The organism is Streptomyces sulphureus DSM 40104 (assembly GCF_000381025.1).
Taxonomy (GTDB): Bacteria; Actinomycetota; Actinomycetes; order Streptomycetales; family Streptomycetaceae; genus Streptomyces; species Streptomyces sulphureus.
In genome coordinates this window covers 49,602-62,534 of record NZ_KB905824.1, presented here as the reverse complement: position 1 = coordinate 62,534, position 12,933 = coordinate 49,602, and the positions used below count along the sequence as shown (strand labels likewise).

11 protein-coding genes and 1 other RNA gene are annotated in these 12,933 nt (G+C 72.7%); 4 read left to right on the top strand and 8 right to left on the bottom strand.

Going from position 1 to position 12,933, the window contains the following annotated elements; genetic code table 11:
• Window positions 1-77 precede the first annotated feature (77 nt).
• The gene (locus tag F603_RS0126540) at window positions 78-971 is read left to right on the top strand and encodes a hypothetical protein (RefSeq protein ID WP_245600915.1); all 894 of its coding nucleotides are present in this window, start codon (window positions 78-80) and stop codon (window positions 969-971) included.
• Here the strand turns inward: F603_RS0126540 and F603_RS0126535 are convergent.
• The 3 genes from F603_RS0126535 to F603_RS0126525 form a co-directional block, all read right to left on the bottom strand.
• Window positions 965-1,945, bottom strand: coding sequence for an aldo/keto reductase (locus F603_RS0126535; protein WP_019548973.1), 981 nt, complete (start codon window positions 1,943-1,945; stop codon window positions 965-967). The two genes, F603_RS0126540 and F603_RS0126535, sit on opposite strands and share 7 nt — an antisense overlap.
• A gap of 55 nt (window positions 1,946-2,000) precedes the next feature.
• Window positions 2,001-3,629 carry a ribosomal protection-like ABC-F family protein gene (gene abc-f / locus F603_RS0126530; protein ID WP_019548972.1) on the bottom strand — a complete coding sequence of 543 codons (1,629 nt, stop codon included), beginning with the start codon at window positions 3,627-3,629 and terminating at the stop codon, window positions 2,001-2,003.
• Window positions 3,630-4,262: 633 nt separating this feature from the next.
• The gene (locus F603_RS0126525; RefSeq protein WP_019548971.1) at window positions 4,263-4,556 is read right to left on the bottom strand and encodes a putative quinol monooxygenase; all 294 of its coding nucleotides are present in this window, start codon (window positions 4,554-4,556) and stop codon (window positions 4,263-4,265) included.
• Between the two features lie 391 nt (window positions 4,557-4,947).
• Here F603_RS0126525 and F603_RS0126520 point away from each other — a divergent pair, with 391 nt between their 5' ends.
• Window positions 4,948-5,799: an SAM-dependent methyltransferase gene (locus tag F603_RS0126520; RefSeq protein WP_019548970.1), complete on the top strand. Its 852-nt coding sequence runs from the start codon at window positions 4,948-4,950 to the stop codon at window positions 5,797-5,799.
• A 393-nt stretch (window positions 5,800-6,192) separates the two neighbouring features.
• A complete protein-coding gene (locus F603_RS0126515; RefSeq protein WP_019548969.1) occupies window positions 6,193-7,161 on the top strand; it encodes an SAM-dependent methyltransferase in 969 nt (322 codons plus the stop codon).
• A gap of 426 nt (window positions 7,162-7,587) precedes the next feature.
• On the opposite strand, the gene F603_RS0126510 is transcribed toward F603_RS0126515, so the two are convergent.
• On the bottom strand, window positions 7,588-8,547 hold the full coding sequence (locus tag F603_RS0126510) for a LysR family transcriptional regulator (protein ID WP_019548968.1): 960 nt from the start codon (window positions 8,545-8,547) through the stop codon (window positions 7,588-7,590).
• Between the two features lie 147 nt (window positions 8,548-8,694).
• On the opposite strand from F603_RS0126510, the gene F603_RS0126505 reads away from it, so the two are divergent.
• Entirely contained in the window at window positions 8,695-10,005 is a 1,311-nt protein-coding gene (locus F603_RS0126505) for an MFS transporter (protein WP_019548967.1), read from the top strand.
• Here the strand turns inward: F603_RS0126505 and F603_RS0126500 are convergent.
• The 4 genes from F603_RS0126500 to smpB all read right to left on the bottom strand — a co-directional run bounded on the left by F603_RS0126500 (window position 9,987) and on the right by smpB (window position 12,927).
• On the bottom strand, window positions 9,987-10,925 hold the full coding sequence (locus tag F603_RS0126500; RefSeq protein ID WP_019548966.1) for an oxygenase MpaB family protein: 939 nt from the start codon (window positions 10,923-10,925) through the stop codon (window positions 9,987-9,989). The two genes, F603_RS0126505 and F603_RS0126500, sit on opposite strands and share 19 nt — an antisense overlap.
• A 79-nt stretch (window positions 10,926-11,004) precedes the next feature.
• Window positions 11,005-11,688 carry a GOLPH3/VPS74 family protein gene (locus tag F603_RS0126495; protein WP_245600913.1) on the bottom strand — a complete coding sequence of 228 codons (684 nt, stop codon included), beginning with the start codon at window positions 11,686-11,688 and terminating at the stop codon, window positions 11,005-11,007.
• Window positions 11,689-11,878: 190 nt separating this feature from the next.
• Window positions 11,879-12,267: a transfer-messenger RNA gene (gene ssrA, locus F603_RS34370) on the bottom strand.
• 138 nt (window positions 12,268-12,405) lie between these two features.
• Window positions 12,406-12,927, bottom strand: a complete 522-nt coding sequence (gene smpB, locus F603_RS0126490; protein WP_019548964.1) for an SsrA-binding protein SmpB — start codon at window positions 12,925-12,927, stop codon at window positions 12,406-12,408.
• Window positions 12,928-12,933 lie beyond the last annotated feature (6 nt).

The following is a 12,933-nucleotide window of genomic DNA, read 5'->3' as shown; positions in this document are numbered from 1 at the left end:
GACGCCACCGCGTGGAGCCCCTCGTCGAAGGGGACATCCCGGGGAGAGCCGTACATCGTTCGCGGAGGAGGGGCCGGGTGAGGACACCACACATGGACGCCGCCGCACAGCCCTGTGCCCCGAGCCGCTCGCGTCCCCCGGCGCCGCAGTACCAAGCCCCCACGCTCACCGACGAGTTGGCTTCGGCACCCGACGGTCGGACTCCGGAGGCCGCCCCCGCAGAGGGCACCCCCCACGCGATAGCCCTGCGCCTCAGCGAGAGGGACGAGGACCTCCACCCCATCAACGTCACGCCCTCCCAACTCGCCGCCGTCGCAAGGGCGGCACGCGAGACGGGCACGTCGCGCAAGCTGCTCCTCGCGACGCTGTGGCAGGAACAGCAGTGGTACCAGCACGTCGACGGCTCGCCCGACGGTCCTGCCTCGTTCGTCGGCCGCCGACTCAACCGGCTCTTCGCCGGGACCGTCAAGCCGGACAAGTCCCTCGGCATCACGCATCTCAAGCCCGGCACGGCCCGCCGCGTGCTGGAGCGCCATCCGCCGGCGTTCACGGCGGAGGACGGCTCCCCGCTGAGCGGCATGAGCGACGCCCAACTCGCCGCATACATCGAGGGGAAGCCGAACGAGGCGATCAGGCTCAGCGCCTACCACCTCGCCGACCTCCGCACGCGCAACCCGTACGGCGCCCGGACGGACAAGGACCTCTTCCTGCTCTACGCCGCCGACACCCCGGACGTCCGGGAGCGCAACGAGCGGTACGGCGACGCGTCGGAGCACCGCGGCGGCGAGATCAGGGCGCGGGGCGAGAACTGGGACCGCATCTCCCCCGCGCTCGACGACGCGATGGCGTGGGAGGCGCTCGGTGAAGCCGAACGCCTCACCGCCGTCGCGCAGTTGGCGGCCGAGGCGCCGCCCGTCGTCCCCCTCTACGGCACGGCGGGGGCAGGCCCGGAAGGCGCGCGCCCTCAGTAACGCTCGCCCGTCGGCGCGGGAAGGGCGTCGAGCGCGGCCAAGTCCTCCTCGCTGAGCCGGAGTTGTGCCGCCGCCGCGTTCTCCCGCAGTCGGGAGCGGCGCCGCGTGCCCGGGATCGGTACGACGTGCTCGCCCTGCGCCAGCGTCCAGGCGAGCGCCACCTGCCCGGCCGACGCACCGTGCCGCGCGGCCACCGCCTCGGCGCCCTCGACTATCGCGAGGTTGGCGGCGAGGTTCTCCTGCTGGAACCTCGGCATGCGGGTGCGGTAGTCGTCGTCGGCGAAGGCGGCGGCCCTGAACCGGCCCGTGAGGAAGCCGCGTCCGAGCGGCGAGAAGGGGACGAAGGCCGCTCCGTGCGCCTCGCACCACGGCAGCGAGGTGGCGAGGTGGTCCCGCGTCCAGAGCGACAGCTCCGACTGCACGGCCGCCACCGGGTGCACGGCCTGCGCCCGGTCGAGCTGCTCCACGCTGAACTCGGAGACGCCGAGCGCACGGACCTTGCCCGCCTCCACGGCCTCCGCCATTGCACCGATCGACTCCTCGACGGGGACCTCCGGATCGGGGCGGTGCAGGTAGTAGAGGTCGATGCGGTCGGTACCGAGCCGCTTCAGCGACGCGTCGACCGCTCGGCGCAGGTGCTCGGGGCGGCCGTCCGGCCGCACCGGGGTGGAGCCCGACGTCTCGAAGTCGGCGACGAGGCCGCCCTTCGTCGCCAGCACCACCTCGTCCCTGCGGCCGGCGAGCACGCGCCCCACCAACTCCTCGTTGGTGAAGGGGCCGTAGACGTCGCTGGTGTCGAGGAAGGTGACGCCGAGGTCGAGCGCTTCGGCGATCACCGCTGCCGGGTCCTCGGCGTCGGCGGAGGTGCCGTAGCCCCAGCTCATGCCCATGCAGCCGAGGCCGAGGGCGCCGACCTCCGGACCGTCGGGCCACAGGGTGCGCGTCGGGAGCGGGGTGTCGTGAAAGTCCTGCACTGTTCCTCCCGGGTGGGGTCGTACGCCGTGCTGGTCGGGAACGTCGTTGTGGAGCCTAGGAGTTGGAGCGCTCTTGAAGGCAAGGGTCGTCCCCGGCCGGCAGCCGCAGCTCCGTCCCCTTCCAGCGCCGCCGGAGCCTGCGGTCGTGGCTGACGACGACGAGCGCACCGCCGTACGCGTCGAGTGCCGCCTCCAACTCTTCCACGAGCGCGGGTGAGAGGTGGTTGGTCGGCTCGTCGAGGAGGAGCAGCTCGGCGGGTTCGCTGAGGAGGCGGGCGAGTGCGAGCCGCTGGCGCTGACCCGTGGAGAGTGTGCCGACCCTCGCCTCCAGCACCTCGGGGGCGAACAGGCCCAAGCGCAGCAGGTTTTGGCGGTGCTCTTCCGAACGGCCGCGGTGTCCGCGTGCGAATGCCTCCAGCACCGTCCGCTCCGGCGCCCCGACGACTGGTTCCTGCAACAGGTGGCCGACTCGCCCGCGGCGGCGCAACGTGCCCCCGTCCGGAGGCAGTTCGCCTGCCAGGACGGCTAGGAGGGTGCTCTTGCCCGCGCCGTTCGGGCCCGTGACGAGGAGCCGCTCGCCCGAGCGGAGCGCGAGGTCCGTCGGCGTGAGACGGTCGGCCACCGTCACGCCGTCGGCCGCGAGGACGGGCCCTCGGAGCCGCCGCGACGCCAACTCGGCGCGGAAACGCAGCGGTTGGGGCGGCTCGGGGACCGGGTCCGCGAGGAGTCTGCGGAGGCGCTCCTCCGCGTTCCGCACCCGGCTGGCGAGCGACTGCTGGACTCGTCCGCCCGCCCGGTCGTAGGCCATCTTGTTGGTGTCGGTAGGGCCGCGCCCGTACGCGACCCGCCGCGCCGTGGTCGCCGCGGCCTCCCGCTGGGCGCGTACCTCGGTGCGCCACCGCTCGTACGCCTGCTCCCAACGGCGCCTCGCCGCCGCCTTGTCGGCGAGGTAGCCGGCGTAGCCGTTGCCGTGGCGGAGGACGGTGCGGCGGTCGGCGTCGACCTCCAGCAGGGTGTGTGCGGCGCGTTCGAGGAAGGTGCGGTCGTGCGAGACGGCGACGGTCGTGCCGGGGCGCGTGCGCAGGTGGTCCTCGAGCCAGGTGAGCGCCGCGTCGTCGAGGTGGTTGGTCGGCTCGTCGAGGAGGAGAACCTCGGGCGAGGCGGCGAGGAGGGCTGCGAGGCGCAGCCGTACCTGCTCGCCGCCGGAGAGGTCGCCCGCGCGGCGGTCGCGGGGCAGCTTCGCCAACCCGAGGCCGTGGAGGGTGCGTTCGAGGCGTGCCTCCGCGTCGTAGCCGCCGCGCACCTCGAAGACGGTGAGGAGTTCGCCGTACTCGGTGAGCACCTGCTCCGCGCCGTCGGCCATCCGCGCCTCCAGCTCCCGCATCCGGCGCTCGACGGCGCGGAGTTCGCGCAGCGCCTCGGCGAGGACCTCAGCGACGGTGGCGTGCGGCGGCAACTCCCCTTGCTGGGGCAGGTATCCGACGCCGCCCTCCGTCTCGACGCGGACCTCGCCCGCGTCCGGCCGCTCGGCTCCGGCGAAGAGGCGCAGAAGCGTGCTCTTCCCCGAGCCGTTCTCCCCGACGACGCCGGTGCAGCCGGCGGCGACCGAGCAGGAGACCTCGTCGAGGACGGTCCTACCCGGGTAGCTCTTCGTGACGCCGAGCGCCGTGATCTGTGTGGGCATGCAGAGACTCCGAAGCATTCGTCCGCGGTGCGGCCACCGGGGGCCGCCGGGCCGTGAGAACACTCCGGTTGAGCATCTGCTGCCTCGCACGATCGGCTACAGGAACGCGAGCACCCTGGCACGGGGAGAGGTCGCCCGCAACGCAATTTCGGTCGGGCGGCGAGCCGCCGTGCACCGGGACGACGCGACGGTTCGGTACCGCGCGGTCGGCAGGTAGGAGCGGTGCTGCTCCGCTTGCCGCCGCATCAGGAGGGTGCCGGAGGCGAGTCGAGCCGCGGGGTCGCCGCCGTAGCCTCCGCACCCCCGAGCACGTCGCCGACGGCCGAGCCGGGGCTCAAGTCGCCTGCGTGGCAGAGAAGTTCACGGGGCGACTGGACGGCAGCGCCCTTGCTCCTGGAGAGCCGTCCGCACCACGGGCGGCAGCAGCGGGCGCCCTGCGCCGAATCCGGTGGCGACGTGGCGGAGTCCACAAGCCTGGCGCTCCCGGAGCCGCATCCTCGTCCTTCCTGTCGGCGACCTGAGCTTCCCCGCGGACGCGTCGACTCGCGACGTGAACCCGCGACGCACCGTAAAGCTGTGTAAGGCGCAACCCAACGCGCCCCGCTTCGCCGCCCGTTGCCGTACGGACGTCGCTCACTGGTCCCGCGGCAGGCACCGCACCACCTCGCGACTCTCCAGGAGCGGGATGACGCGTCCCGCGACGACGTCGCGAAAGTGCTCGCTCGCCCAGTGGGCGGCGAGGTCGGCCTCCGTCCGGTACTCCTCGTAGAGGACGACGGTGCGCGGGTCTTCCGCGCCCTGGTGGACGCGGTAGGCGAGGTTGCCGGGTTCGGTGCGGGTGGCGGCGGCGGCCCGATCGAGGAGGTCGAGCACCTCCTGTTCCCTGCCCTCCAGGGTGCGGTACCGGGCAACGACGACGTAGCTCACTCTGGGCCCACTTCCTTACGCGCACTGGTACGGCTGCCGGGCACGGAGTCCGGCAGCCGTCGTACGCCGATCATGGCAGCCGCGGGCGCCGGGACGCCCGGCGCCGTCCAGGTGCCCGGTTGGGCGTCAGCCGGGACGTGTGCGTACGAGTGCAGCTCAGAGCGGGGAAGACGGGAACAGTGGGCATCCAGCGCGTAGTTGCGCACCGTGCGCGCCCCCTGCGCGTCAACATCGCGCGATCGGCGCCGTGTTGACGCCGACGGGCCGCAGGCTGGGGACCTTTTGTGCAGGGTGGTCTCTTTCCCGCGATTGCCGGGTACAGCGCGCGTGGGGGCGCGTAGAGTCGGCCGCGCTGCTCAACGATCAGAGGTTTCAGGAGTCTTCGGAGGACATGATGGCCACCAACGGCGGCGACGAGGACCGGCTCGGCGTCAAGCGAGCCCACCCCGCGCGCCTCTACGACTTCTACCTCGGTGGCAAGACCAACTACCCCGCCGACCGGGAGACCGCCGCCGAGGTTCTCGGTGCCAACCCGAACGCGATGGTCGCCGCCCGCGAGAACCGCGGCTTCATGCACCGCGCCGTCCGGTACGTCGTCGAGCAGCACGGCATCCGGCAGTTCGTCGACATCGGCACCGGCATCCCCACCGAGCCCAACCTCCACCAGGTCGCGCAGCAGTTCGCGCCGGACGCCCGCGTCGTCTACACCGACAACGACCCCATCGTCCTCACCTACGCACGCGCCCTCCTCACCGGCACCCGCGAGGGCCGCACCGACTACATCGACGCAGACGTGCGCGAGCCGGACCGCATCCTCGAACAGGCCGACAAAACCCTGGACTTGAGCGAACCGGCCTGCCTCTCCGTCGTCGCACTCTTCCACTTCGTCGGCGACGACGCCGACCCGCACGGCCTCACCCAGCGCCTCCTCGACGCCATGGCGCCGGGAAGCGCGCTGATCCTCTCGCACGCCACCGAGGACTTCGACCCCGAGGACGCCACCACGGGCACGATGCGCGAGCTCGGCCGCGTCTACCGCTCGCGGGGGATGACGCTCGCACTCCGCGACAAGGCCACAACGGAACGGTTCTTCCACCAGGCTGGGACCGAGATAGCCGACCCGGGGCTCACCCCGAGCCACGAGTGGCGCACCGAGTTGGAGATCGACCAGAAGCCGCGGCTCGCCGGGATGGTGAGCGCGGCGGAGGTCGGCGTCTGGGCCGGTGTCGGCATCAAGTCCTGAGCGTGACCGTCGAGTTGGGGACGTCGCAGCCGTCGCGGCACCGGCGAGGAGCACACCACAGGCAGGCTCCTCACGTGCCGGGGCCGACATCCGCCGCGGCCACCTGGAGACGCGTATGGCACCCCTCGACGAGCGGGACCCGCTGAGCGGCCGGGCGCGCCCGGGCAACCGGTCGGCAGCCGTCGAGGCTGTCGACGCCCACCCCGGCATCGCCACCGCCCACCCGGTCCGCAACTCCACGCCCCCCGCCGCTTGTTGCCGCGCCGAGCGCGGCAACGTAGGACGGCGCCGAACCCGGCCTCCGCCGCATCACCCAGCAGTGCGCGGCGGAGATGCGCGCCGACCACGCCGACACGCGCACGCCGGCAGCGCACCGACCCTCTCGCCGCCGACATGAGCGACGCTGACGCTGGCCGCCAACTCGAAGCGCACACACTGCACTTCGCGAAGGAGCGGCACGCACCGGTGGCGCGTCGGCCGCTGCCCCCGCACCACCTCGCCCGTCCCCGCCACCTCGGGAGTCACCGGTTGAACAACGCAGCGCAGGACAGGCTCGGCGTCAAGCGCGCCCACCCGGCGAGGCTCTACGACTACATCCTCGGCGGCAAGACCAACTACCCGGCGGACCGGCGGGGCGCGGGCGCCGCTATCGAGGCGTTCCCCGACGCGATCGTCGCCGCGCGCCAGAACCGCAACTTCATGCACCGCGCGACGCGTTGGGCGGTCCAGGAGCACGGCATCCGGCAGTTCCTCGACATCGGCACGGGCGTCCCCACCGAGCCCAACCTCCACCAGGTCGCGCAGGCGCACCGCCCCGACGCGCGCGTCGTCTACGTCGACAACGACCCGATCGTCCTCACGCACGCCCGGGCGCTCCTCACCGGCAACGACGCGGGTCGCACGGCATACGTCGACGCCGACGTGCGCGACCCGGACCGCATCCTCGAACGCGCCGCCGCCACGCTGGACTTCGGCGAACCCGTGGCCCTGTCCCTCATCGCCCTGCTGCACTTCATCACCGACGCCGACGAGCCGCACCGCCTCGTCGCGCACCTCATGGACCGCCTCCCGCCCGGAAGCACGCTCGCCGTCTCGCACGGCACCGAGGACTTCGACCCGCCGACGATGCGCCGCCTCGCCGAGGTCTGCCGCGCACAAGGCATCGAACTCGCCCTCCGCATCCGGGCGGAGACGCAGGCATTCTTCGAACACTCCAGCCCCGCCCTCGAATTGGTCGCACCCGGGCTCGTCGCGACCCACGAGTGGCGACCCACGCTCGCACGCGTCGGCGTGCCCCAGCTTCCCGGTACGGTCGGCCGCGCCGAGGCCGCCGTCTGGGCGGGCGTCGGGGTGAAATCCTGACCGAGCCCCGCGAACACCGGGGAGCCCCTTGCGACGACCGGACGGACGAACCGGCGACGAACGTCCCCACCCCTCGCACCTGCACGACCACTAAATCGGCGGCGCCACCCGCCTCGCCGAGGACCGCCAACCCGCCGCGCACGCAGCGCGGTTGAGCCCCGGCCTGATGGTCGCAGCGCGCGCCAACCGGGCCGTGGCGCACCGCACGACCCGCTGACCAGCCGAGGCGCTGGGCACCCGCCAGTTCCCCGGCATCGGCACCGGCATCCCGCCGCTCCTCACCCCCGCCGCGCCGGAAAGCACCGCCAGCACGACGACGAGTGGCCAAGCCACGCCTCCCCCGCCCGCCCGACCGCGACCCACAGCCACACACACCCGTTCACCCAGCGACCACCCGGCACCGTCACACAAGCCAGTCCCCCACTCTCAACTCCCCGCAATCCCCCGTGCATCCGCCTCGGGCACCCACCCCTCGACGGGCCACTCCCGCCACCCTTCCCGCTCCCCCAACGCACGCGCCGCCTCCACCAGGGCGTCCAGCCCGGGATGCCCCCGCCGCCGGTACACCAACGAGACGGGCGAGAGCGCGCACGGCTCCACCAGGGGCCGCAGCACCATGCCGGGCACGCCCACGAACACCTCGCTCGCCAGCACCGACCACCGACGCTTGCGCACGAGCCGGGCGAACTCGGCCTCGCCCTCGATCTTCGGGAACGGCGGCAGCAGGCCCACCCCCGTTCCGGCGACGAGGGCCTCCGCGTAGTCGGTCCACTCCGCCGTCTCCGGGTTGCCCGCGCCCGCGTACAGCTCGGACCCGCGCAGCAACCGCAGCGGCACCTCCGGCAGTCGGGCTCGCGGGTCGTCCTCGGGGAGCAGTACGCAGACGCGTTCGTAGCGGACCAGGACGTGCCCGAGTCCGGCGCGTGACGCACGGTCCAGCCCCGCGAACCGGCCGAAGGAGGCGTCGAGGCGCCCGTCCGCCATCTCGGCGGCGGCACGCGCCAGCCCGCTGTGGTACCGCGCCACGAACTCCACGCCGGGCGCCGACTCCCGTGCCGCGTCGAGCACTTGCTGCCCGGTCGAGACGGGAGCGGCCACGTCGACCACGTACGGACGCTCGTCGGGCACGAACGCCTCCGCCAACTCCCGCTGCGCCTCGACGACGCGACGTGCAAGCGGCAGCAACCGCGCACCCGCGGCGGTCAACTCCACACGCCGCGTGGTCCGATGGAAGACCGCAGCGCCCAACCGGCGCTCCAGCAGCGCGATGTCCCGGCTCAACGCCTGCTGCGCCACGGGGATACGAGCGGCGGCACGGGTGAAGTGCAGCTCCTCAGCGACTGCGAGGAAGCAGCGGAGCACCCGGGGCGGCAGGTCGGCAGGCATCCGAGGAGGCTAACAACACAACCCGGTGAATCACTCCGCAACAGGTGTTGGACGCCGCAGCCAGCAGCCGTGGACCGTGCACGTATGCCCTTCCACACTCCGGGCCCCAGCTACCGACGGGCCCAACCCCCGTCTGCCCGCGGCCACTTGCCCTGGCTGAGCGGCCACACGCTGCTCATCGCCCAGCCGCACCGCCGATCCCGTACTCCCCGCCGCACCGGCCCGTACGCGCGCCTCTTCACCGTCCGGGGAACCGTCGCCTTCACCCTCGGCAACCTGCTCGCCCGCCTGCCCATGGGGATGTTCAGCGTCAGCGCCGTCCTGATGATCGCCGAGCGGCGCGGCTCGTACGCGCTCGCCGGAGCGGTGGTCGCTGCCGGACTCGCCGCGACGGCGCTCGTCGCCCCGCTCGTCGCGCGCCTCGTCGACCGGCACGGGCAGTCTCGTGTCGCCCTGCCCGCGACGCTCCTCGCCGCCTGCGGCTCCCTCGCGCTCGTCGCCTCGCTGCGCAGCGGTGCCCCCGACTGGACGCTCTTCGCCTGCTACGCGGCGACGGCCACCACGCCCAACACCGGTGGGATGTCGCGCGCCCGCTGGGCCCACCTGTACCGGCACGACGCCTCGGCCCGCCACTCCGCGAACTCCCTGGAACAGGCCCTCGACGAGGGCTGCTTCACCGCGGGTCCCGTCCTCGCCGCGGCGCTCTGCACCGGGCTCTTCCCCGAGGCCGGCACCGTCGCCGGCGTCGTCCTCCTGGTCGTGGGCATGGTGCTCTTCACGGCCCAGCGGAGCACGGAACCGCCGGTGGCGCGCTCCCGGTCGCTGCGTGCGGCAAGTCCGTTGCGTCTTCCCGGCATGCCGTCGCTGCTGGTCGTCTTCCTCGCCGCCGGCGCCGTCTTCGGCTCACTCGAAGTAGTGACGCTCGCCTTCGCCGACGCGCAGGGGCACCCGGCGGCGGGCGGCGCCGTCCTCGCCCTCCAGGCCGCCGGCTCCGCGCTCGCGGGCCTCGCGTTCGGCTCCCGCGACTGGCCGGGCACCGCCGCAGCACGGTTCCTCCCCTGCACGGCCGCGATGGCGACGCTGCTGGCGCTGCCGCTCGTCACCGCCGCGGCGGGCGGCGGCCTCGTCCTCCTCGGCGCTTCCCTCCTCGTCGCCGGCATGGCGACGGCGCCGACGATGGTCACGGGCATGACGCTCCTCCAGGAGCGCACCCCTGCGGCACACCTCAACGAAGGCATGACGCTCGCCGTCACCGCGCTCATGGGCGGTATCGCGGCCGGCTCCGCAGCGGGCGGCCAGGCCGCCGAACGTGCGGACGGCGGGCACACGTACGCCGTGCCCTGGTGCGCCGCGCTCCTCGCCGCCGCTCTGGCATGGCGACTGCGCAGGCGATCCGAGCCACCGACGGGCTTGCCGGAAAGGCCAGTTGGGGACGCCGCTCACACCCGCGGCGAGTAGTGCGTGGGCGAACCCCGCTCGGCCGGCGGCGGAAGGTTGCGCCGCGGCGTCTCCACAACGGGCGCCCCGAGAGCGCGCCGCCCGGCCACGCGCTCCCAGCCCGCGCGTGCGCGCGGGTGGTACCGCCGGGACGGCGGCACCAGGCGCCAACCGAGGTGCACCAGGCGCCCGAACCTGCGCAGCCGCGCCTCGTCGCGGACCGTCCACGCGTACCCGAGCCGCCTCCGCACCGCCGGCGGGAAGAGACCGACGGTGCACCAGAGCATCGGCCGCGCGACGGCCGGACGCACCAGCCGCCACACCGCGTCGGGAAGCAGCCGCAGCACCGGCGGCTTGGCGAGTTCGCCGAGGTCGAGGACGTCCCTGGTCGCGCGGTTGTCCTCCAGGACGTCGGCGGCCATCCGGTCCCAGTAGGCGCAGAAATCCTCCCAGGTACGCGGCACGGGACGGGTGGTCATCCCGTACATCCGCCACCACTGCACGTGCTCGTCGAAGAGTTGCCGCCGCTCGGCCTGCGTCAGCCCGGGGCCGAAGCGGTCGGCGACGAGGAGGGTGAGGACGAAGAAGGTGGCGTGCGCCCAGTAGAAGACCTCGGGATCGAGCGCGTGGTACGGCCGCCCCTGCGCGTCGGTCCCGCGGACGGTGCGGTGGTAGCCGCGCACCTGTCGGGCCGTCTCGGCGGCGCGCGGTCCGTCGTAGACGACGCCGCCGATCGGATAGAGCGAGCGGAAGAGCCGCTGCCAGCGCTCCTCGAAGAAGCGCGAGTGCTCCGCGACGCCCGCGCCGAGCCGCGGGTGCATGTTCTGCATGGCTCCGGCCCAGGGCGCGAGGAGCACCCCGCGCCAGTCGCCGAAGTACTTCCAGGTGAGCGAGTCGGGCCCGAGCGGCTCGGGCGCCGAGTCCTCCGGGGCGTGCGGCATTCCGGGCTCCCTTCCGCGCAGCGCCGTTCCCCGAAGGGTAGGCGCCGTGCGCCCGGCGTCAGCGCCCCGAACCGGCCACTCAATCCGCCACGTCACTCCCCGCCCTGAAGAGACGGTCCCAGGGGGCGAACCGCTCGCCCGTCTCGTCGAACCGGTCGAGCAGTGCCGTTTTCAACGCTTCGGGCGTCTCGCCCGAGTGCCCGGCCAGCTCGTTCAACCGCTTCCGGTTGCGCCGGCGTTGACGCACGGTGAAGACCCCGGGCACCCGCCCGACCGCCACCATGACGGAGAGCGCGGCCTGCTGCCGGGGCACCTGGGGAGCGGGCTGCGAGTGGTCGAGGAGCGGGAGGGACGCCTCCGAGCGCAGCTCCTCCACCATGCCGGGCTTCAGCACCGAGACCCGGTCGCTGAGCCAGTCGCGCCGCTCCACCTCGATCACGCCCGCAGCCTCCAACTGCCGTTCCACGGCCTGGAGCGTGCGCGTGCGGTCACGCTTGATGAGCTTCTCCCATTTCCGCGGACGCATGGAGACGAGTTCCCGCAGCACCCAGTCGAGCATCGGGTCCCCGGTGCGCACGTCCCCGACGGGGGCGGCCCGCCCGTCCCGGTCCTCCAGGCATCCGCGGTGCTGGAGTTCGGTGAGGATGCCGGCGCGCAGGACGTACCCCAGCACGTTGACGCTCCGCAGTCTGCGGCGCTTGGTGTCGCAGGCGAGGAGGTACAGCTTCGCTGGCAGGCAGTCGGGCGCGGGCTTGGCATGCATGGCCTCCATCACAGCACGCCGGCCGGAGCGAGCGCGCCCGTCGTCCGGCAACCGTTACGCGCCCGGCACAGAGCGGCGGAGCCAACCTCCCGGAGCCCGTAGGGGAGTTGACCGCCGCGCCGCAGCCGCCCCGACACGCGACAGGGCCCCCGTCCGCCGTAGCGGAACGGGGGCCCTGCCCACATGGGATCGGTGGAGATGGCGGGAATCGAACCCGCGTCCAACGGAGCGGAAGGAGGGCTTCTCCGAGCGCAGTCCGCGTAACCCCTGCTTGCACAGGGAGCTTTTCTCAGCCCTGGAGCTCTTGCGGACGAGTCTCCGTGGGCTCAGTCACTGTGTGGTGTCCCGGTAGGCCCCGTGACCGGACCTACGCGGTGAGTTCCCTAGCTGATGCCAGGAACCGGGTCGGGAACGCACCCGGGCTGACACTTCACGCTCGCTGCTTAGGCAGCGAGGGCGAAGGAATCGCGCTTTTGGTTGGCGATTATTTTTTTGCGGCACATGGTTAACGAGATCATTGCCGCGTTCCTCGGCTCGCTTCCCCTGCTTCGACATCCGCTGTCGAAACCGATCATCCCCATGTTGAGTTGAGAAACTCCGCGCCCTCTCGGACGCTGCGTCGCCCATCATAAGCGACGGTGCGGCGCCGGTGCCAACGCTTAGCCGTCGGCCCGCATCCTGTTCAACGCATCCGGGCTCCCTCGCATTCCCGCCGCGTCACAGCGCGGCGGCCCGCTGCCTGCGCCGTGCCGCCGAGATCGCACGGTCCGCGTCCCTGCGGTCCTGCTTCTCGCGGAGCGCCTGCCGCTTGTCGTACTCCTTCTTGCCCCTGGCCAGGGCGATCTCGACCTTCGCCCGTCCCTTGCGGAAGTAGAGCTGGAGCGGGACGAGCGTGTACCCCGTCTCCTGGAGCTTCCCCACGAGCTTGTCGATCTCCGCTCGATGAAGGAGCAGCTTCCGCTTTCGTCGCGCTGCGTGGTTGGTCCATGTGCCCTGGGTGTACTCCGGGATGTGCACGTTGTGGAGCCAGACCTCGCCGCGGTCGATCTGGGCGAAGCCGTCCACCAGGGAGGCGCGCCCCTCACGCAGGGACTTGACCTCGGTGCCCGTGAGCACGAGGCCGCACTCGTAGGTGTCGAGGATGTTGTAGTCGTGCCGCGCCTTCTTGTTCTGCGCGACGAGCTTGCGCTCCGGGGCCGTGTCCTTGGCCTGCTTCTTCTTGCTCGCCTTCTTTGCCATAGCCCC

Coding starts and splice junctions, on each gene's coding strand:
- abc-f (WP_019548972.1), bottom strand. CDS start 3,629: ATGCCCACACAGATCACGGCGCTCGGCGTCACGAAGAGCTACCCGGGT.
- F603_RS0126520 (WP_019548970.1), top strand. CDS start 4,948: ATGATGGCCACCAACGGCGGCGACGAGGACCGGCTCGGCGTCAAGCGA.
- F603_RS0126515 (WP_019548969.1), top strand. CDS start 6,193: ATGAGCGACGCTGACGCTGGCCGCCAACTCGAAGCGCACACACTGCAC.
- F603_RS0126510 (WP_019548968.1), bottom strand. CDS start 8,547: ATGCCTGCCGACCTGCCGCCCCGGGTGCTCCGCTGCTTCCTCGCAGTC.
- F603_RS0126500 (WP_019548966.1), bottom strand. CDS start 10,925: ATGCCGCACGCCCCGGAGGACTCGGCGCCCGAGCCGCTCGGGCCCGAC.
- F603_RS0126495 (WP_245600913.1), bottom strand. CDS start 11,688: ATGCATGCCAAGCCCGCGCCCGACTGCCTGCCAGCGAAGCTGTACCTC.
- smpB (WP_019548964.1), bottom strand. CDS start 12,927: ATGGCAAAGAAGGCGAGCAAGAAGAAGCAGGCCAAGGACACGGCCCCG.